The organism is Deltaproteobacteria bacterium (assembly GCA_016930875.1).
Classification (GTDB): domain Bacteria; phylum Desulfobacterota; class Desulfobacteria; order Desulfobacterales.
In genome coordinates this window covers 17,800-38,873 of sequence record JAFGFW010000077.1, presented here as the reverse complement: position 1 = coordinate 38,873, position 21,074 = coordinate 17,800, and the positions used below count along the sequence as shown (strand labels likewise).

The window sequence follows — 21,074 nt, the reverse complement described above, 5'->3', positions numbered from 1 at the left end:
TGTCCCCCCGTCTGTCAGGACAATGATAAGGATGGTTACGGGAACCCAGGTGTGACTTCCTGTCCGAATGGACCTCAAACCGACTGCAACGATACGGATTCCAGCGTCCACCCAGGCGCTACAGAAGTTCCGTACAACGGCAAAGACGACGACTGCAACCTCACCACCTTGGACGACGATTTTGACGGTGACGGGTATCCCATCGCCACGGACTGCAATGACAATGACCCGTTAGTTCACCCAGGCGCTATTGAGATCTGTGATGACCTGGTAGACAATGACTGCGACGGAGACATCAACTGCGATGATTCTGACTGCTCGGGAAACCCGGTCTGCCTCACCTGTACGGACAATGACGGCGACGGCTACTATTTTCAAGGGGGCATTTGCGGACCGGTTGACTGCAATGACAATGACGCGTCGGTCCACCCAGGAGCTACTGAAATCTGTGATGACGGCCAAGACAACGACTGCGACGGAGACTTGAACTGCGAGGATACCGATTGCGCAGGCAAGGCGGCCTGTCTCCCCACTGCTGTCGCGCTGGCAAAGACCATCAGCGTCAATATTCCAGGATACAAGTGCTTTAGGATACAGATTGAAAACCCAGGACCTCATGATGTTCAGGTATCTCAAGACATCTCTTGGCATCAGACGGCACCGTCAGATGTCCAAACGACACTCCTGCCTGGAAATATGACAGTCCCTGCAGGACAGACCCGCACTGTCTTTTACCCGTGTTTCAATGTGGGTGCCGGGAGCCAACCAGGGGACTATTCACTGGATATTCTATGGACTGGGCAGGATGCCGCGGGAAATCCCATTAACCTGAACACGGACCCAACCCTCCATTTGTATTATCCCACTCCCCTCGGTGCCAGTACGGGAGGCGTTGGCGGTGTTGGTTTGCCGGTGAATAAGTTGGACTTGGTCTCTTCTCTCCTCGGCCGGTTTATGTTGCTGGCAGGGATTGCGATGTCGATTATTGTATGGAGGAAAAAACGACGGACTTTGTAAAAGGAGCCGTGAAGAAAGATAAGCAAGACATTATATCGGCACATTACAAAAAGCCGAGATGGAGGATCATCGGCACGAGCCTCGTGTGTTTTGTGGCTTTGCTTCTTTTTCGCCCATCAAATTCAGCTTGCCTAGCCAGCAGCAGCCAAGAGAATCCCTCAAAGGCTGCGATTGTTGACCATTTGAGCACTTCGTGGCCCAACCCTGCCTTTGTCAAGGAATGCACGGCCATATTGGAAGGCGCGGGATACAAGGTGGACTACTTCAAAGGCGGGGACGTGACGGTGGAATTATACAGAAACCTTCCAACTCATGGATACAAGTTGATCATCCTCAGGGTCCATTCTGCCTACATCCCTCAATATTTATCTCTGGCAATGTTTACGTCAGAACCCTACACAAAACACCGATACGTTTATGAGCAGCTCCGCAATCGGGTAGCCTCCGGATACCTCACGCCGTACAAAAAAGGAGATCCCAAATACCTGGTTATTACTGACAAGTTTGTCCGGTTTAACATGAAGGGCTCTTTTGATGGTGCGGTTGTTCTCATGATGGGGTGCACTGGTGTCAAAAAATGCGCTGCCAGTGCGTTCGTACAAAAAGGAGCACGAGCTTATATAGGCTGGAATGGGTCGGTCTCAGCTTCCCATACGGACAGGGCGACAATGCATCTCTTAAGACAGCTTCTGGACGAAAATCGTTCCGTCAACGTGGCCGTCATGCAGACCATGAAGACCGTCGGCCCGGATCCGACGTACAATAGCACGCTTCTATATTGGCCCATTAAGGCCGGAAACTACAGCCTTGATGCACATGAAGAAAGAGTAGTGAGACCCACCCAAACGATTTGACCAAGCGTATGAACTGAGAATACAAATAGTTCCGCAGACGGCAGAAAGGAGGTGAAAACAGCCTAGTTAGAAAAAAACTAGTGGCCCAGATATCAAGGGGAAGACTGTTTATGAGTGGGCCTGCTTCGGTTTTGGTCCGGTGAATAATTAATAATCTTCAGAACCTTAAAAACAAAGGAAGGGAAACGACGTGCAAAAGATCAAGACAGCTAAAGGCTTTTTGTGGTGCTTGTTTGTTTGTTTGGGTATAACCCTCTTTCTTGTGGCTCCGGCCAGCGCGGAATGGACGGATCCCGACTTGGAGACCATGCTAATCATTGACACAGAGGTTAGCGTGCTTGGGGAAAGCCCGGATATACCGGGAAGAGTGGAGCTCCCCGTGTTCGATGGTGTTGGGGATCAACAGGAACAGCTTGATCTTTATGATATAGTAAAGATTGAGGCAACACTGACGGTAACTTCAGATATGCCTCTGCCCATACAAATACAAATTGTATTCGGCGGGCTGGGCTATCAAACCGCTCCGAGAACTTGGACACTCCGTTCCGACGGGACTTACAGCACCAGCGCCTATTTCCTGGTCAGCGGTGAGGGGAATAAAACGATTGGTGCAAAAGTTTGGGTAAAATGGCTCCCCACGGGCGAGTTACCAAGCGCTACTGAAACAAACACGGTATTGGAGCAAGTTGTTGTAAGGCCATTACCATAGGACATTAAGACCCTTATATGAGATATGCTTCTTGCAGTCGCAATGTCATATGTCTAACATACTTAAATTGCAGATATTTCTTTTTCCTTTTTTGGGATCTCAAACTAGGGACAAGGAGATTTCGGCTTTTTTTGTCGCAATCATTTTAGGCCGTTGCGTTGAGGTTCTGTTGCGTGGTATTTAGTAATAAGGAAAGTTTTGCAGTAGCGTTTTCGGTTTGTTAGCCTGACCTTTAAAGTTAGAAAATGAGTGTTCAAAATCTTTTATGTCTCGGCCAATGGTGCTACATGTCCGTGACACAGTGCACATGAGCATGAAAAGAGGGAGGAAATGATGAAAAAAGCGGTTTTCGTGATAAGTTACGCTTTTTTGGCCCTGTTATTGTCAATCCCGATGGGTTTGTCTAATGCACACGCCATTGGGCACTATGGCATTCCTGGAACCTACCTGGGAGGGTGTGACGTCTGCCACGATTTTATCAGCGGCGAGTATGCTGGCACAGGAAATCTCCGGTGGGTAAAATCGTCCATCGATTGGCCGGTAGGCGGCCTGGTGGAGTTTACAGGCGTCACCTACACGAAGACCGATGATCTCCCACTGCCGGCAGACGGAACCCTGGCAGACGGCAATAACAGCGATCTCGACGGGCCCTGTGAGGTATGCCACACAACAACCATTTATCATAATAATATCGGAGATCCCCTAAATCCTCGCCATTATGCCGGGGAACACTGCACCACCTGTCATCCCCACTTTAAGGATGACATGGAGAATTACTTCGAACCCACTTTGGTAGGACCACAGTCGCATGCCACTCATTTGAGCGATCTGAAAGGGCCTCGCTTTGACATTCAGTATGGCACAGACGCCTGCATTCAATGCCATAAATCGGGCAACTTCAGTCTGTTCATCGACGATCAGCCCAAAGCCACCACAACAGTCTGCGACCCCTGCCACAGTCCAAGTGGCGCCTTTGACGGGTCTGCAGAGGCTAAAGCAAAGTGGGAAAATGCGGTCTACGAGGAAAACGGAACAGACCTGCAACCGGGGAATGAAAATTGGTGTGCCACCTGTCATGACGACGGGACGTCCGTGGTCTATGGCGCTGACGCTCCCAGCGTGACAGGCAATAACAGCTCATGGGGCTACAACCACACTGGCCATGGGAACTACGACGTTGTGTGCGAAGACTGCCATGACCTGAGTGTGCTCCATACGGATGGCGAAGCCAGAACTTATTCCGCCTCTGCTTCACAAAACAACTATCGAACCGGCTATCGCCTGAATGAAGACATGGCTGTGCCCAGAAACGGTGAAGTTCATCCGGTCGCCTTCAGGCTCTGTACAAACTGCCACCTCTATACAGACATCACAGGTAATGACAGCAACTTTCGGGACGACGGGACGGGCCAGCAATACCACGAAATGCATCTCAATTGGTGGCCGGCCTGGATCGCTTCAGACTCGGACTTTGACGGCGTTGGTTGCACGAGCGGTGCTTGTCAAGATTCTGCCATGACATGTGTCAACTGTCATAATGTTCACGGGCCACCCAATCCGGCCATGATCCGCCATGGAGAGCTTATGAGCACGCCTGGGACCTCAGACAAGGTGCCGGCCTTGGATTTTTACTGGTACAAGGCCGATGGAACAACAGAGACCACAGTGTTTGGCGAAAGTCGGTATGGAAGTCTGATATGCGGGTTAATCCCAAATGCATCTGTCAATAATGTATGCTCCGGTTGCCATCCGACCGGCCGCTTAACGTGGTTCCGAAATCCGCAAGGGCCGCAGGGTATTACCCTGGATGCCGTGTGGACCACCAATACAAGCGACGTGACGAAGAAAGAGTTTGATATAAGTCCGCCGGAAGCTTTCCGTGTTCATGCCTCTTTTACGCTGGGCGGCACATCAGGCCCATACTTCGTGCAGATAACGAACTCGGCAGTCGGCAACAGCGTGTCCATGTCCGGACCGGACTGGTCTTTTCCCCTTAACAAACAGGGGACAGTCGGTTCGGGGACCTTTGAGGTCCAGTGGCAGGGCGCCATTCCCGCAACTGCCGGGGACGGTAGCCCGGCAAAAGTCCTAATGCGTATTTACGTTTATGATACGCAGGGCGGCACGTTGCTGGACCAAGATGAAATGACCTGGGACTTCAGCACTGCGGACCTTCCGTAACTGCTTGAGGAAAAAAGTCTAAACAACAAAGGCGGAGTCGACATCGGCTCCGCCTTTTCTACAGTTCACACAACAATAGCAATCCCGCCACTCTAAGTTCCAGCCCAGCCCTTTTTAACTCCTCTCATTTTCGCAAACATAACCATCATTGTTTGTTGATATTTTCTGAAGGCCATCTTGATAATAGCAGGCAAATTCTTTACTTCAAGTTTGGCCGAAGCATTTTCGCCTTCACTTTTCGCAATCTTTGCCAAGGCCTGCTGAGCGTTATACTTTACGTATTTGTCATCACTGGCCAACAACCGGTTAAGAGTCTTAACCGCATCAGGGTCTCCGATCTCACCAAGAGCCCATATGATCGTATATTTCCCGGTCTCTTGCTCCAGCAAATCAACGAGGGGCTTTGATGCCGCCCTGGCCTTCAATTTTGCCAGGGTGCTTATGACCGCGTTACGAATCTCCGGGTCTTTGTCTTTAAGCTTTTCAATCAAGGGGAAAGACGGTACCTCCACCTCTCCTCCTAATTCCCCCAAGCGGGCGAGTATATTCAACTGCATATCCTTTGACTCATCTCCGCTGCACAATAATTCCATCATGATCCTGACAGCCTCTTCCTTGTGCCTGGCGTCTACAAGGCTACTAACTAAAGGAAAGGAAAATGCCCTCCCTTGAGAAATCCTGTCAATAGCATCTTTCCTCACAACGGCATTGGAACTCTGGAGATCTGCCAGGTCTTGATCGGTAACGTTCCCGCAGCCTGAGACCACTATCAATAATACTGATGCAAAGAAAACCGATATTACTCTCACAGTGGCAGATTGTCTTTCACACTTCACGTTCATATACTGCCCGTACTCGTTGACAATTGTCGGCCATAATGGCCGCGATAAGATCTATGATATAAATATTTCCCCTTTTGGACAGGGTATCTGTTCAGCACAAAACCGAGTGGCATGATATTGGCCTTTGTAAGGATATCCCCTAATTCACAGAAAGCACGACGCGTCGTCTTTTCACTCTCAAGTACGCCAACAACACCTTCCACATATCGGGCCAGCGCCAGGGCATCGCTTTTCACAAGCAACGGGGCTGTATCAAGAATGACAAAATTGAAGTACGCCCGCATCTTTGATATCAACTCACCCGCCTCATCTGATTCTATCAATGCCCCCGGGTCATGATACTCAGGACCGCTGGGCATGATACTCAGACCGGGAATCCCTGTCTGCTGAATGGCCTTGTCAAAAGAACAAGTGCTTTTCAACACGTCAACCACTCCCGCATCATTTGGGACGTCAAAATATGTGTGTAGCCTTGGCCTCCTCAAATCCATGTCCACAATGAGTACCCTTTTTTCTTCACGTGCAACAGAAACTCCGAGATTCGCAACCATGGTTGATTTGCCTTCTCCCGGACCGGCCGAGGTGATCAATACGCTGTGGAGACGCCTCTCTTCGACATATTCGATAAGATGAAGGTGAGTCCGGATCATTCGATAGGATTCGCAAAGGGAATCATTTGCATCTCTGCCTGCAATCAAAGGCGTCTCTTCTGCCTTCAGCCTTGGCACAACGCCGATCAATGCCGATGACCTGAGCAACTTTACGTCCCTCGCCGTCTTGATAGTGTCATCCAGATATTCTCTGATGAAGGCAAGGCACAACCCAAGGACCAGTCCAAAGATCACTCCTGCAGCGGCATTTGCGGGTTTGTTTGGCCATACAGGCGAAAGGGGCTTCGCTGCCGTCTCTATCACCCTAATCTTGGAAAGCGTTGTAGCTTTAGCCATCCCATTTTGATATAAGTAATCCAAGAGTGAGCTGTAAACCTTCGGCATCGCCTTAAACTCCATATCAAAATTCGCCTGCTCGAATTCCATATCAGGTAGTCCCTCAATGGACTTAGAGTCCTTGTCAATCTGCGTATTTATCCCTTCCAGGCGGGCCTCCAGTGCACGTATCTCTCCGTAAAGCGCCAAAAGTTCCGGCGCTGAGGATCGATATACCGCTATTTCACTTTTCAGTTCCGACTCAGCTTTGTTCATTCGCTGCTTTATGGCCTGAACCTTTGGGTGCCTTTCAGTCAGTTCGCTGCTGACCTGTGCAAACTCCAGTCTGAGTTCTGTGAGCTTCCTCTTAAGAACCTTAATATGGGGGTTTTCCTGCAACGTGGTCGTCGATACGAACTCGGGACTCTGTTTTTCAAGGTGGTCTTTTAGGCTTCTTAGCTTGGCACTGGCCTGAGCCAGACTGATGACATTGTCTTGCTTTTCTTTCAGTAGATCGGCCATGTTTTCAGCCGCCAGTCTTGTCTCTGTCTTCAGGTCAATGGTCTGGTGTTGTTTTTTGAAAACAGCCATCTTTTGAAGGCCCTTGTTGTAGTCTTGCCTTATGTTGTGTATCTGATCCTCCAGATAATCCCTGGCATTCCTGTATTCATCCCTAACTTGAGCCTGGCTTTGATCGACCATGATCTCAGCAAGGGTATTCGCCATAAACATCGCCTGTTCTGCATCCGGAGATGTCGCTGTGATTTCCAAGACATCCGTTTGTTGATACTGGTCAATACCGATCCCTGGCTCGCAAAACAGCCTTTCTTTGATGGCGGCAAATATCCCACGTCTTGTCATCTGGCATGCCTTAATCAGATTGCCTTGCCCATCCCTTAACTGAAGTTTGAAGGCCATGCCGTCGATATACGGACTCGAAACAGCAAGGACCTTGTTGACGTCTACTTCACGCCTGGTGATAGGGACTTCGGAACCACGAATGGAACTGCCGCTTACAGCAGCAACATGCTCTTTCTCCGTCTTTTTAATCAATATCTTAGCAGAAGACTCGTAGATTGGCGTAGCCAAGTAACTTCCCACCACCACCACAAGGATCACGAGTAATAAAGTCTGCCCGATGATCCGTCTTCTTCTTAAGACGATTTCCCCAATCCTCGTCAGCCCCATCCGCCTTTTTCCCTCAATCCCTTCTAGGGCACGACCACACTCGGCTGTCTCGTGTCTCCCTCCAAAACATCCACTGTGGCGTCGTGTAAAATGATGCCTCGGGCCACATCCAGAAACGGCCGCAAGATGTTGGAGATCCTCACAGCGATTCGTTCCACATTGGCAAACGTAGTGCTGGCAACATAAATGATATCACCGCGCTCCAAGACGATATTGGCGCTAAGGTTCATATCTTCAGCATTTATCTGCATTACTTCAGGCTCGCTGAGGTTTCCCCTCATCACTACAATGGAATCCTTTCTGGCATCCCGTGTGAAGCCTCCGGCCTCGGCAACGGCCTCAAACAGGCTCATCCTGTCCCGCATTCGTATGGCGGCCTGTTTGTTCACCTCGCCAAGCACAAACACTCTTTGCTCTTTATCATCAGGGATATAGACAACGTCACCGGATGTGAGCGGTATGTTTTCTTCGGTATTTCCCTTTTCGATCAGCTTGTAAAAATTGATCAACAAAATTTTCCCGTCCCTGACCACGTAGGCCCCGCTCAGGTAGGCGTCAGGACCTACGCCACCGGCCGCAGAGATAGCTTCAACTAGCGTAATGTCGTTTCTCATACGGTATACCCCGGGCTTTCGCACTTCACCTAAAACAAAGACCTTGTGGCTTCGGTATTGGCTGACTCGCACAATCACGTGAGGATCCTTTACGTACGTGGCCAGTTTGTTTTTAATGTTGTCCCTCAACTGAAATCGAGTCAATCCGGCTGCGTCAATGTCCCCGGCAAGGTAATATGAAATCTTGCCTGTGGAACTGACGGTGGCTTCCATCCTCAGATCATCGTGCCCGTATACGGAAATCTCCACCACATCTTCCGGTCCAATTATGTATTCCGAGGGTTGGCGCTGCCTCAGTCTTTTCGCCATGGAAAGGTCTTGCTTGACCATATTGACCGAACTGGCCCTGGAAGCGCTTGGGGGCGAGTTTGTCTTTTTCACGGCGGTCCGATCCACAGAACGTCCGCAGCCTGAGTGGGCAAGACAGAAAATCAAAGAAAAGAAGAATAAGGCTAAATGGGGAAATGACCCATATTTCTTCATGTTGTTCTCTTGGGTATATTTTTTTCTAAATCGGTACCCGCTTCGATAAACATTAACGTTTTGATCCTCGACCGGTCCCCGGCTCTTCCAAGCCGATGATGTCTGCTGCCAGAGCGTTTAATGAAGGAAAAACACACTGGGCTACCGAAGTTCTTACAAATAGCACATTTCATGCCATATTTGTTCTATCATGTGAAAAACAGGCCTGGTGTATATCGTCCCTTAGCGAAAGAAAACCACAAGGTCTCTTCTTCAGGACTTTATTGTCCCTGAATTTGAGCGCATGAGGGCTAAACAAAGTATGAGTCTAAAGGCTCTATCCGTTTCACAGACGGATAGGCTTTGCGAGATGATCGTTCGACAAAAAGAACATATGAAAGCTGAGACGAACGTGGGGACTTTGTTATGACAACTTCACTCCTCATCACCGAACTGTCTTTCTACTTCTTACCCTTCCAAAATCCCTCAAGTGCCCGACTACCGCTTTTACTCCCCTGAGTAAATATTCCACATCCTCCCATGAGCGTGCGTTCATAATCTGTCTTAAAATAAACCTGGGCGCGAGAAAGGACCGATAAACGCCCTGGCACATGTGAGTCACCTCTTCCGGTGTCATGTCGGGCGTCTTGAGTACCGCTTCGGTCATGTCAAAACGATCGTAATCCGTTGGGTCAAATCTGAATAGATTATTGTCTACCGCATACTTGTAAAGCGGTGTTCCAGGATAAGGTACAAGAGTTGTGGCCTGAAGCATCTCTGCGTCTCCGTCGGCCATGAGTTGCCTGGCCAACTCTAGTGTCCGTTGTGCATCTTCTCTTGTTTCCCACGGATAACCGATAATCACTGTGAGATGCACGTCTATTCCTGCCCTGGCAGCATTCTGGCATCCTCTTATAATCTCTTTTACCCCGTATCCTTTTCTTATCTTGGCAAGTGTCTCGTCACTGGCAGACTCAAGGCCCGATTTCACCTTCCTGAAACCGGCCTCCTTCATCAGTGCCGGCATGGACGGGTCGAGCATATAGTCAAATCTCATGTTGCAGGAAAACAAAATCTCTTTGTGATAGCCTCTTTCAATCATCCCCTTACAAAAGGTCCTGAGCCAATTTCCTCCTGGAAAAGTGCCGGTGTCATCAAAAATCTCTTTTGTCCCAAACTCATCAATCAGGTAGCCAATCTCATCTAAAAGGCTGTCGGGGCTTCTCGTTTTAAAGCGAGGATATAGCGTCGTCCACGAGCAAAAAGTGCATTTGGCCCACGGACAATCTCTTCCCACCATCGTGTACATGAAGGGAAGGCGCTTCTTCCATTTCTCGCCATAAAGGTGGGCCTTTGTGAGTCTTCTATCAACAAAAGGAAGTTTGTTAAGGTCAAAATCGAGCCTAAATTTCCCGGTATTTTCTACCTGATCTCCATTTCTATACCAAATGCCGGGGGAAAGATCATCGCCATCTCTTAGGTGTTTGGCCAGTGAGAGTAAAGATATGTCATAATTTCCCCCTGTAATTACATAATCAACCGGTGACTCCAACAACGATTCTTCCGGCTTCGCTGTGACATGATCTCCAACCATGACCAGCTTTGATTCAACACCTTGTCCTTTCAAGTCTCCAGCCAGCCTCCAAAGTCTCTTGATGATCGGCGTTTTGGTCTCAAAAACTATCAGATCGGGTTTTTCGGAATGGATCCTGTTCGTGAATTGTTCCAAGCTCTCACCTACAGCAATGGCGTCATCCCACGTTACTTCAAAGCCTTCCCGGTCCAGTAACGTAGCTGCCATAGCGGGCACAAGAGGATATATGAAAGAACCCATATGGTACCACTGAAACTGCCTGTTTTGTGTCCACATGGGACTTCCCTTGTCTCGAAAAGGTGGATAGCTAATAAATACCTTCATCTAATAATCCTTTATAAAACCGCAGACACACGCAGACTAATGTCTGCCCGACCTGGCCAGCCATTAACAGTCATGCCCTTCGGGCAGGTTCAAGACCATTCTCTTTATGTCGGCTTTCTCGTGCTTGAAATTGACCAACAGCCCAACCTGTAGCCCTGTAGCCTTTAAGTAGTTCAGAAGCTGTGCTTCATGTATCCTGTCAAGCTGTTCAACTGTCTTCAGTTCAATCAAGACCTTCCCTTCGACAACCATATCCGCAACATATTCGCCAACCGCATTCCCTTTGTAATAGACTGTTATCGGAACCTAATTTTCAGCCTTGAGCCCTCGCTTTGTCAACTCAACCATTAGGGCATTTTCATACACCTTCTCAAGAAAACCTGGCCCAAGCACCCGATTTACCTCAAACACCGCTCCATTTATGGCATAGGTAATGTCGTTGACATCCATATTTTCTTTTATTCTGCCGTCAGGCGGATGGCATTTTTTGTCCGGCCAGGCCTGTCCCCCCGTAGCTTCGCTGAGCGAAGGCGGATCGACCGAACAAAAGAGTCTGCGGTAGTCTGCGCCTGTCTGCGGTTAATTTATCTCCTCTGCGCCTCTGGGGTCAGTTATTTCAAAATATCCTTCCTTGCTGTCTTTATCCAATGTTTTCCAACCTTGGCAAAGTATCCCCATATTACCGTCTTCACCCTCCACATAAGGAAAAAAGGGGCATACACAAGGTTTATATACGTTCTCCAGCCCGTCTTGGCCTTAACCAGGCCGAGCAGTATGTATGTGACGAGCATCAATATTATAGTAAACCACATGGTCGAAAGTGTATCGATTGCTGTAAAAGAACTGCTAAGAAATAGCCCGAATAATATGAGGCAAAGTACTACAAATAGTGAAAAGGGCGGAATGAGCAGCTCCATAGCCATGTCCAAATAGCCTATGTCCCTCTTTCTGAGAGCCTCTTTAATAAGCTGCACAAGATACCTGTTTCTGACCTGAAATCTACCAATATCCCAGCGCGAGCGCTGTATTTTCGAATCCTTAAATGTATCGGGGATTTCAGCAAATACCAGAGCCTCCGGCCCAAAAGAGACCGTTATGCCGTTTAAGCGCAACATCACGGCATACTCCATGTCCTCCACTATGGAGGTGGCATCCCACCCGAACCGCCTTATGATCTCCTTTGAAAAACACATGCCGTTCCCCAAAAGATTGCTGGACCAACCCAAGCTGGTTCTGCCCTTGTACCTGAGGTTTCGACTCAAGGCAAAACCGAGATATGAAAGACTCGCCATGGGAGATGCTCCAGGATTTTTAACGTCATAATACCCCTGAATGGCCATCTCGCCCTTTGCTATTCTCTTATTCATTGCCTCCAAAAAAAGTGGATCAAATACTGTATCGGCATCTATGATAACAAAGGCATCATAACCGGCAAAATCTCCTCTTGCTTTCAGACTTTCAAAAGCCCACTGTAGGGCAAAGCCTTTACCCCTTTCTCTTTCGTCTTTCCTCTCCAGCACTCTAGCCTCATATTGTCTGGCCAGTTCGGCCGTTTCATCCGTGCAATTGTCGGCAATGACAATCACGTCATATAGCATCTCCGAGTAATCTAACGTTTTCACACTCTCCAGAGTGGCCCTTATAACCGCCGCTTCATTATGCGCTGGAATCAAAATCGCAAATCTTGTCTGAGACTCTTTGGTAATAGCGACCGTTCTTTCCGGTATAAGACTCACAACAGCCAGAAACCACAGGTAAACCATAACCGCAAGGAGCAGTCCGCCTGATATCCAGAAAAAATAATCGAATACAACCATTATTATGAAACCGCAGACACACGCCGACTAACCCAGACTAGAGTGGCTGGGCGAACCCGGCCAAATATGCTGTGCATTTATCGGGGCAGGCCTGTGGCACACCTAATAACTGTCATGCCGTTCCCTCGACCTTTCAGCCGACAGTTGGCAATGTGAGCAAATCAGGAATCATTCTGCAAGGAAGCTTGCCCGAGCATTAGATTTGCTTCAAACGCAGTGCCATTAATAGCGTGAGTCATCGCATTCGTGTCCATTATTTTCCAGTTGCGCCCAGCGGCTTGAGGACATCACCGCCGAAAGTCGGATGGCATTGTTTGTTCGGCCAGGCCTGCCCCGTGAAATGGCGTAGCCTTATTTAAACTGGGGTCGGCCGAACAAAATGTCTGCGTCGTCTGCGCAAGTCTGCGGTTAGCTCTTTTTGTTCTCCAGCTTCCAGCGCAAGACATACCAGACAAACAAAAGATTCCCGACAAGATAGCGCTGCCACAGCCGCCTAGGCTCTGCCACCAGCCTGCAAAGCCACTCAAATCCACTGGCCAACAACCACTGAGGTCCGCGCGCAAGCCTGCCTGAAAGGAAATCGAACAAGGCCCCCACCCCCCAGATCACAGAAGCATTCAGCTCGTCATAGTGCTGATCGATCCACTTCTCCTGATAAGGCACCCCCATGCCGACCATCAATATATGAGGGTCGGCCCTGTTGATCCCTTCAATTATTCTCTCGGACTCCCGTTCTTTGAAGTATCCGTGTTGTGTGCCAACAATCTCGAGTCCAGGGTTGTCCTCCCTGAGCCTTTGTGCCGCAGTCTCTGCCACACCAGGACGCGCCCCCAACATGTAGACTCTGAGCCCCGCTTCTGCAAAAAGACTGAAAAACCTTGGCATAAAATCAGCGGCCGTCAACCGGCCAGGCAGGTAATGACCCAACAGCCTGGCCCCCCATACAAGGCTAATACCGTCTGCGTACACCAAATGCGCGTTATTTAAAATATTGCGATACACCTTATCTTTTCTTGATATCACCATGCAGTGGGCGTTCACGTACAGGACCTTGCGCGGTTTCTCCTGCCGGACAAAAAGAATAATTCTGTCAAAAAGTTGCTTTTCATCGACTATTGCTATATCAACATCCATGAAACCTACGGAATCTTTGTCTCTGTTTACCGTGGAAGGCATGCCTATAGATACCCCAACCCCTTTAACCTCTCCGCCACATTCCGGCTCTCTTCGTCTGAATAGGCAACAACCTCATCAGCCCTCTCAATCTGTCCGGAGCGCCTGTATTGGGGAGGATTGTCCCTGTAGAAATCCTCCTCGAATATCTCAGCAAACACCCTTCCGTCCATATCATCGGGGATCGGTTCACCAAGCATATAAAGGATCGTTGGCGCCACATCACATATCCCAGCACCGCAGATCTCAATGCCTTTTTTTATGTCAGGTCCCATTGCCATAAAGGTCCCGTTGAGCCGGTGAGTACCTACGTGTTTATACTCTGAGCAGTCAATGTTCATGTGGGGACCGAAAATCTCTCCCTTTTCCTTGCCCAGGGTAACTGAAGTATAATAGGCATAATCATTCCAGCCGATCAGCAAATCCGGGGCATCCTCAACTTGAGGCCCGTCGTACAAATCCTCCCGCCTGTATACTTTTTCTACAATTTTCTCCCCCGTGTCAGGATCTCTAAGGCTTTTGAGCTTCTCGATGATCTGATCGCGCAGATCCTCATATTGCCTGCCAGGCTCCACAACACCATTTGGTTCCCTGCCATTAAGGTTCACATAGATATTGCCATACATGCCGAAGCCGTAGGCCTTTGTCTTTTCCCAGTCAATGTCTGAAAAAGATAACATCGATTCGACCTTGTCTCTTACCCCCCCGAACCTTGCTTCAATGAAATTTTTTGCAGACCGTGGCAAGAAGCGCTTCGCAAGAAATCGAGCCTGACGCACAGCCCTTTTCACCGCATCTTGTTTCTCTTTTCTGTATGCCAGAAAGCCGTTTTCCTCCAACCATCTGTTCAGGAAAAAGACTCTTTTTATCGGACCCGAACCGTGGTCTGACATGATAATAACGGATGTATCTCCGCCCAAATCCGAAATGAGAGCGCCTACATGGGAATCGGTATTCTCATAGGTCTTTACCAATAGGTCCTCTGCATCTATGCCTCTGCCATTTTGAATGTTATTGTACACAGACTCGTCGAGATGTTGGTGCGCAACGCGATCTGTGTTATTGTAGACGGTCATGAAGAGATCGCAGGAGTATTTTTGCATCAGATATCTGCTAATCTGTGTCCTGTTTTCATCTTCTGTTTTGATGTCCTTCCAGAATTTTGCCTGGTCGATTCTTCGTCCCACAGGCGAAGCCAGATGTATGTGATAGTGACCAAATGCTTTCTTTATCTCATCGTAAAGCGCATCGGGATACACGGCTCTGATGTCTTCACCTGGCGAGTCCATGCCCGAAAGCATAAAGCCATTTACCTTTTCGGGCGGGAAGGTAAATGGTATTGCTATTGCCCCCACTTTCTTGCCAGCCCCGCTTAGTATGGAGAAAATGCTCTCAGTTTTCCTCAGACTGGCGTTAACGAATTCAATATCATAGGAATCCTTCTTTCTACGGCTGAAATCAAGAATACCGTGTTTGCCTGCCTTCTTCCCCGTTAAAAAGCTAGTCCATGCCTGGGGAGTGATAGGATGTATGGTCGATTCCAATTCGCCGTGCACGCCATCTTTCATTATCCTGGCCAGATTAGGCAGCCTCCCTCTGTTGGCCAAGGGCCTGATAATATCAAGGGTTGCCCCATCCAAACCGATTACCACCACTTTTCTTTTCCCGTTCTCAGACACAAGCACCGTCCTTGTCACTTAGTCGATTAATATTCTCAAGCCGTTTAGGCGCTATCCACCACATTTTCTAGGTCCGCTCAAGTTGAATCATCCATACACCATAAACGGGCAAATTGATTTTCTTTTTCAAAACGCTACTCCCATTGCCCTGTTCAACAACCTCCAGTTCCGGACCGAAACCATAGTAACTATTCGAATGGTCCTTATCTATCAAGTAGACCTTGTACGTGTACTCGGAAAAGGGAATATTCTCCATACTTATCGTCACATCTTGAGCCAAGCCATAATCAGGACGCTTGGCCATCTTATAATAGGTCAGCAGCAGTGAAGCACTATCACCATCCTGCGTCGCAATTGCATAGATATCATCACCGAAAACTCGCACCTTTGTAGATTTTACTCTATTTCCCATCATCGCAAATAGTCTAAAGGCATTAAAACTCGCCTTGGGACTACTTATCTTGTCTGACCTGAACAGTCCGTAAAAACCACCAAATCCTTGATCATGATAAGATACTCTTCGATTGGACAGCACGTACAGGTTCTGGCCCTCAGTACTCGAACCCGTGATATCAATCAGCCCTCTTGTTATGAATGAAGCTCCATAGTGGGTATCATGCCTGCTATCTGCAACATGATTTACATTCCACTCAGTCAAGAACAACTTTGTTGAATCCAGCCCCTCCTGATTCAGAATTCTTTTGAGATGAGAGCTTACAAAAGAGTAGGGATACGCAATGGCTTTGCTGGTCAACGTTTTAAGATCTTTTAAGTAAATATATAGATCAACGATGATACGGTTTATATCCAGATCGTCAAAACCTTGTTTCCTGAGTTTCCCTTCGAAAAATCGGCGAACCAGAGCTACGTTAAGTTCTTTTGATCCTATTTTCCCCAGAATATGTGACAGCGCCTCATCAACGCCGTACCAATGCCATGAAAAAAAATCCAATGGCAATGTATGCGACTGAACGTATTCAGTGAAAAACCGTGTCCACCATATACCGCTCGGGTTAGGAATCACAGCCATACCACCTATCTTTGCGTCTGGGTCGGCATGCCTAATTCCAGCTGCAGAGAACTTATAAATCTTGAAGAATTCTTTCATTACCTGTAAGGCATTGTGACCGAGTTCATTTGGCCGGCAGTCGTAGACAATAGCTCCCCCTTTTTCTTTGCAAGGCATCATCTGCATATACCATGTGGATCCGGCGTTGGGCTCGCCAAAAATCTCGTAGTAATCTACCCGCGTCAGCCCAAGTTTTTCCAGTTGCTGAATTGTGGCGGAGACTAGCCTTTTCCACTCATCGTAGTCTTCCGGAGGATACTTGGCAAAATTAGGCAGGTTGTTCGTTACAACCTGTCCGTCTTTAGAAACAGATAACCAGGCGGGTATCCCATATATCTGAAGTATAATTTGGCAGCCCTTCTTTTTGGCCACATTCATGTTGCGGACAATCGTTTTCATATCTTCCAGAGTCAAATCATCGCCTTGCCATGGAAAGTTGGTGTAACCGCCGTCACTTTTTTTGACCCGGTGCAACCTGACCTTCAACCGGTAAAGATCTGTCCCAACCTCTTCAATAAAACGCTTCTGCGCCTTGTTTTGCCCCCAGAAATTGATCCCCCCAGCAATGTTCTTAAATGGCCCCCTCTGTGTCTCAGAAAAATCAACTACTATCTCCGCTGCTAGGGCACACCAATGCATAGATAAAAAACATACTGAAGACACAAGAGATATCCAAATAATCTTTTTCATACCGGTACTAGCCAACCCCTCCAATGTTTTCAAGCTGTGCGGTTAATCTATCTAAAACCCTTATGAAACCGCAGACTCTCGCCGACAGCCGCAGACTAATGTCTCCGCGACCTGCGGAGACATTAACAGTCATGCCCTGCGGGCATATCAAAAATCCTGAGGTCCCCAAAACAAGGCTATGTTCACTTTCAAAGTCGCTCTAATAATTGGTTTATATCCGCCACTAGGCGGATAGGCCCCTTATGTCCGGTCAGGTCGGCCGGACATAAAGTCTGCGGTGTCTGCGAACGTCTGCGGTTGACTTCCTTTGCGCTCTTTGCGTCCCTGCGGTGAATGCACGATTTTCATGGGACTGCAAGACCGAAACCTATCCGTACAGGTCCAATGTTTTCGAACCATCTAGTCGCAATCCCAAATCTGTAAATCCCTAAATCTCCTAATCCCCAAATATTCCTTAAACTTCACATACCAATCATATGTTCCCAAGAGTCCGGCTTTAAAATCCTCCAAACATGAAAACTGCGCCGTCCCAATTCTTTTCAAATCATACAGATCTTCCTTAGAACTCATAGAACTGAAACCCGGCCGTGTAAAAGCCCCCTTATAACCGCATTCCTTTGCCAACAGCTTTGTTTGCTCGCTCCAATCCCCGTAGGGATGACAAAAGAAGTCCACTTGCCGCCCGGTCCTTTTCTCTATGGTCGATTTGCTCATCATTAGTTCATCTCTTGCCTCATTTTCTGAGAGTTTAGACAGATAACGGTGGCCACAGGCATGGGACTCAAAATTAATACCGTAGTCACTCATCTCCTCTATTTCGTCCCATGTCAACATGGGAAGTTCCGGAATAGACTTGTCTCTCTCCCAGGAGCATGTCCCCCCGATATGCTCTGTGGAAATAAAGATTGTGGCGGCAAATCGATACTTCTTTAGCACGGCGAAGGCTTCGGTGTAGTTATTTTTAAATCCATCATCAAAGGTAATAACTACCTTTTTCCCAGAAGGTTGCTCGTCGCCAAGCAAATAATTCAAGTACTCTTTCAAGGATATAGTACTAAAACCTTCATATTTCAGGTATCTCATCTGCGCTTTGAATTGTTCTGGAGAAATGGAAATTACGGAACCTGAATCATCAACAGAATGATACAATAGGACAGGGATTACTCTCCTTGGATACAGATGTCCCCAAAGAACCAATGCGGCCGACAGGAATCTCTTGCCTTTACCAATACTCCGTCCCATTTCCTTCATGTCCTAAAGATATCCCAAACTCTTGAGTCGTTCTTCTATCTTGCCGTAGTCTAATTCTTCAACAGTATCCTCTGCATCTACGCCTTCTTCATAGGTGTCAATCTCTTTCAATGGGTTTTCTCTCAAATAAGTTTCATCTACAGCTTCTATTATTGCCCTGCCGCACATATCCTTGGCCACAGGCAAACCCATGAGCCACAGGACCGTTGGTGCTATGTCATAGAATGACAGATTCTCCAGTCGCGCGCCACTTTTTATATCAGGACCACACATGACTATAACACCTTCTTCAGCATGAACTCCGGACATCATTTGCTTTTCCCTGACATACAAATCAAGGGCACGATGCGTTCCGTATTCTCCAAAATCTATAAATGAATCACTCTTCAAAATTTCGTCTCGATTCAATTTCTCCATGGGTTTTTGAACAATAAGTGTTTTTTCGAAAATTCGTACGTGAAACACCTTTTCACCTGTCTCTTCCGAGAAGGCATGGGCCAGCACATCAGCTGCATGATGCATAAGCATTTCATCCTGAAAGTTTATGTATACCCCAGGCCCAAACCGGGCGCCGATGACCTTTCCGCGTAACCTTAACACCTCCAACAACTTATCAATACTTATCTCGTGAGGGTTGAACCCGCCCGCTTTTGCCTCAAAACCATGATCGGACACTAAAACAATGTTTGCCTCCTTGCCAACTGAATCCAAGATCCTTCCGATGGCCTTGTCAGCCTGAATATAGCCCCTGGGTATGACCTCCCTGTATTGCTCAACCAGCTTTTTCTCTATCCCAGGAAACTTGGATGGCTCATAGGCCATCCAGTACCTGTGAGAAAGAAAATCGCAAATATGCATGTGAATTGTGGCAAAATCCGGTCGGAAGCGCCTGCACAAATGGATAAAGACATCTGCGGAAATCTCCGAATGAAGGATCACTTTCTTCCAATGCTGATCTTTCGGTCTGCCAAGATAGCCCATCACACGTTCTGTAAAAAACCCCAAAACCTTCAAGTAGGTCTTCCAACAAACCCCTATCTTTTTCAACTTGATGGCATACTCCAACGTACTAGTCAGAGGCAAAGAGCCGACCTCCATCCCTTTAGATTTCTTTCGTTCGTTCAAGGCGAGCTCTTGGAAGACCGTGTATTCCGGCGGGTAGGTTTCTGTCCCGACCGAATCAATGGCTGGTATCATAAACCCATTGACCTCATAGGGCGGCCATGTGGCGAAGCTGCCAAAGACTCCTACTCTATACCCATTTTCGCTAAAGATATCCCATAATCGTTTGCATTTCACCATCCTCGAAGTACCGCCAAAAAAATCAATCCCCGTCTTCTCATGGCCCTTCCCTGCAAACATGGATGTCCATATCTTTGGGGATATCGCCGCATGTTCAGACATCAGGATACCAGACGAACCCATATCTCTGAGTCGCTTGATGCTCGGGAGTTTTCCTTTCCCAATCAGCGGGGTTATAACATCCCATGTAGCACCATCCAGCTCTATGAACAGTATTTTCTTACACCCCATCTATAATACCTCATTGCCTGAAATTTTATACAAGTCTTCATAGACCCTTGCGGTATTGTCCACCATTGCCTGAACTGAATATCTCTCTTCAACGAGTTGTCTGCCATTTCTCCCCATTCGCTCGGATAACTCCCTGTTGCCGGCCAGTGTGAGTATAGCGTTTGCAAGCCTATCAACATTATTCAACTCAACCAGGAAGCCGGTCTCCTTATCCACTACAATGTCAGAAACTCCCTTCACGTCCGTTCCCACAATTGGCACACCGTGTGCCATGGCCTCCAATACGGAAAGATTAAGCCCCTCTACAACGGACGTAATCACATATATATCCGTTGCATAGAGTATCCTTCCAACGTTGTCTCTCCATCCGGCAAAAAACACTCTGCCTTCAAGGTTCCACCCCTTCGTCTTCTCCTTGAGTGAATTGAAGAGCACGCCATCTCCGACAACAAGAAACTTCACGCTTTTCGTCTTCACTACAGTCCTTGCAGCTTGAAGAAATAATATGTGGTTTTTCACAGGGACCAGTCGTCCAACGGTTGTTACCAGTACCTCATCATCCTGTAATGAAAACTCCTCTCTCACAGACTTTCTATGTTTCTCCCTGGCCGTCAAGTCAGACACCTCGACACCATTCGCTACTACCGATATCCTGTCATAAGGGACACTGTTTGATAGTAGCCTGTGCCTTAACCCCTCTGACACGCATATGAAATGGTCTACTTTCTTCCAGGTCAGCTTCTCCCTTTTCCACAACAGCCAATCCCGGAACCCGAAGGTCCCCTCTCCTCTAAGTTCATCAACGATATGACTATGTATTGTTGTAACACATTTTATCGGCCTCCTGTACAGCAATCCGGCCAGCCTCGCATAAAAGTTCCCACGTATAGTATGACTGTGTATAATATCAATGCCATGCTTTTTTAAAACTGATAGAAGCTCCAGGACAGGACGAATGTCCAGTGGCATTGTCTTGTTAACCACCGAAAAACTCAGCCCCAGTTTTCCGGCTTCTGTCACGGCAGGCCCCTTGCACATAAAGGCAATCCTGACTGACACACCCATTGCTGACAAGCCTTGCGCCAGTGTCAAGACGTGCGTTACCGCACCTCCGCCATCCCCTTCTATCACATAGAGAATATTCATGCGGC

General features: G+C 47.9%; 15 protein-coding genes and 1 pseudogene. 4 read left to right on the top strand and 12 right to left on the bottom strand.

Annotated elements, in window-relative coordinates; genetic code table 11:
• The 4 genes from JW883_07595 to JW883_07580 form a co-directional block, all read left to right on the top strand.
• The coding region (locus JW883_07595; GenBank protein ID MBN1842126.1) for a putative metal-binding motif-containing protein at window positions 1-1,017 on the top strand (1,017 nt) is incomplete at its 5' end.
• 8 nt (window positions 1,018-1,025) lie between these two features.
• Entirely contained in the window at window positions 1,026-1,871 is an 846-nt protein-coding gene (locus JW883_07590; protein ID MBN1842125.1) for a hypothetical protein, read from the top strand.
• A gap of 190 nt (window positions 1,872-2,061) precedes the next feature.
• On the top strand, window positions 2,062-2,580 hold the full coding sequence (locus JW883_07585; GenBank protein MBN1842124.1) for a hypothetical protein: 519 nt from the start codon (window positions 2,062-2,064) through the stop codon (window positions 2,578-2,580).
• 330 nt (window positions 2,581-2,910) lie between these two features.
• Window positions 2,911-4,761: a hypothetical protein gene (locus JW883_07580; GenBank protein ID MBN1842123.1), complete on the top strand. Its 1,851-nt coding sequence runs from the start codon at window positions 2,911-2,913 to the stop codon at window positions 4,759-4,761.
• Window positions 4,762-4,853: 92 nt separating this feature from the next.
• Here JW883_07580 and JW883_07575 read toward each other — a convergent pair whose 3' ends face one another.
• From JW883_07575 to JW883_07520, 12 genes and pseudogenes are all read right to left on the bottom strand, one after another.
• Window positions 4,854-5,603, bottom strand: a complete 750-nt coding sequence (locus tag JW883_07575; protein ID MBN1842122.1) for a HEAT repeat domain-containing protein — start codon at window positions 5,601-5,603, stop codon at window positions 4,854-4,856.
• A complete protein-coding gene (locus tag JW883_07570) occupies window positions 5,600-7,717 on the bottom strand; it encodes a polysaccharide biosynthesis tyrosine autokinase (protein ID MBN1842121.1) in 2,118 nt (705 codons plus the stop codon). The genes JW883_07575 and JW883_07570 overlap by 4 nt, the downstream gene beginning before the upstream one ends.
• A 23-nt stretch (window positions 7,718-7,740) precedes the next feature.
• Window positions 7,741-8,712, bottom strand: coding sequence for an SLBB domain-containing protein (locus tag JW883_07565; protein ID MBN1842120.1), 972 nt, complete (start codon window positions 8,710-8,712; stop codon window positions 7,741-7,743).
• 526 nt (window positions 8,713-9,238) lie between these two features.
• Window positions 9,239-10,711 carry a radical SAM protein gene (locus tag JW883_07560; GenBank protein ID MBN1842119.1) on the bottom strand — a complete coding sequence of 491 codons (1,473 nt, stop codon included), beginning with the start codon at window positions 10,709-10,711 and terminating at the stop codon, window positions 9,239-9,241.
• 63 nt (window positions 10,712-10,774) lie between these two features.
• Window positions 10,775-11,161, bottom strand: a pseudogene (locus JW883_07555) (GxxExxY protein).
• A 161-nt stretch (window positions 11,162-11,322) separates the two neighbouring features.
• Window positions 11,323-12,528 carry a glycosyltransferase family 2 protein gene (locus JW883_07550; protein MBN1842118.1) on the bottom strand — a complete coding sequence of 402 codons (1,206 nt, stop codon included), beginning with the start codon at window positions 12,526-12,528 and terminating at the stop codon, window positions 11,323-11,325.
• 408 nt (window positions 12,529-12,936) lie between these two features.
• Complete coding sequence (locus tag JW883_07545) at window positions 12,937-13,704, bottom strand: WecB/TagA/CpsF family glycosyltransferase (GenBank protein ID MBN1842117.1); 768 nt, start codon at window positions 13,702-13,704, stop codon at window positions 12,937-12,939.
• Window positions 13,705-13,706: 2 nt separating this feature from the next.
• The gene (locus tag JW883_07540; protein ID MBN1842116.1) at window positions 13,707-15,380 is read right to left on the bottom strand and encodes an alkaline phosphatase family protein; all 1,674 of its coding nucleotides are present in this window, start codon (window positions 15,378-15,380) and stop codon (window positions 13,707-13,709) included.
• A 67-nt stretch (window positions 15,381-15,447) separates the two neighbouring features.
• Entirely contained in the window at window positions 15,448-17,139 is a 1,692-nt protein-coding gene (locus JW883_07535; protein ID MBN1842115.1) for a hypothetical protein, read from the bottom strand.
• Window positions 17,140-17,538: 399 nt separating this feature from the next.
• Window positions 17,539-18,381 carry a polysaccharide deacetylase family protein gene (locus JW883_07530; protein MBN1842114.1) on the bottom strand — a complete coding sequence of 281 codons (843 nt, stop codon included), beginning with the start codon at window positions 18,379-18,381 and terminating at the stop codon, window positions 17,539-17,541.
• A gap of 12 nt (window positions 18,382-18,393) precedes the next feature.
• Complete coding sequence (locus JW883_07525) at window positions 18,394-19,923, bottom strand: alkaline phosphatase family protein (protein ID MBN1842113.1); 1,530 nt, start codon at window positions 19,921-19,923, stop codon at window positions 18,394-18,396.
• Window positions 19,924-21,069 carry a glycosyltransferase gene (locus JW883_07520; protein MBN1842112.1) on the bottom strand — a complete coding sequence of 382 codons (1,146 nt, stop codon included), beginning with the start codon at window positions 21,067-21,069 and terminating at the stop codon, window positions 19,924-19,926.
• Window positions 21,070-21,074: the final 5 nt, after the last annotated feature.

Coding starts and splice junctions, on each gene's coding strand:
- JW883_07520 (MBN1842112.1), bottom strand. CDS start 21,069: ATGAATATTCTCTATGTGATAGAAGGGGATGGCGGAGGTGCGGTAACG.
- JW883_07575 (MBN1842122.1), bottom strand. CDS start 5,603: ATGAACGTGAAGTGTGAAAGACAATCTGCCACTGTGAGAGTAATATCG.
- JW883_07525 (MBN1842113.1), bottom strand. CDS start 19,923: ATGGGGTGTAAGAAAATACTGTTCATAGAGCTGGATGGTGCTACATGG.
- JW883_07535 (MBN1842115.1), bottom strand. CDS start 17,139: ATGAAAAAGATTATTTGGATATCTCTTGTGTCTTCAGTATGTTTTTTA.
- JW883_07550 (MBN1842118.1), bottom strand. CDS start 12,528: ATGGTTGTATTCGATTATTTTTTCTGGATATCAGGCGGACTGCTCCTT.
- JW883_07560 (MBN1842119.1), bottom strand. CDS start 10,711: ATGAAGGTATTTATTAGCTATCCACCTTTTCGAGACAAGGGAAGTCCC.
- JW883_07570 (MBN1842121.1), bottom strand. CDS start 7,717: ATGGGGCTGACGAGGATTGGGGAAATCGTCTTAAGAAGAAGACGGATC.
- JW883_07545 (MBN1842117.1), bottom strand. CDS start 13,704: ATGCCTTCCACGGTAAACAGAGACAAAGATTCCGTAGGTTTCATGGAT.
- JW883_07580 (MBN1842123.1), top strand. CDS start 2,911: ATGATGAAAAAAGCGGTTTTCGTGATAAGTTACGCTTTTTTGGCCCTG.
- JW883_07530 (MBN1842114.1), bottom strand. CDS start 18,381: ATGGGACGGAGTATTGGTAAAGGCAAGAGATTCCTGTCGGCCGCATTG.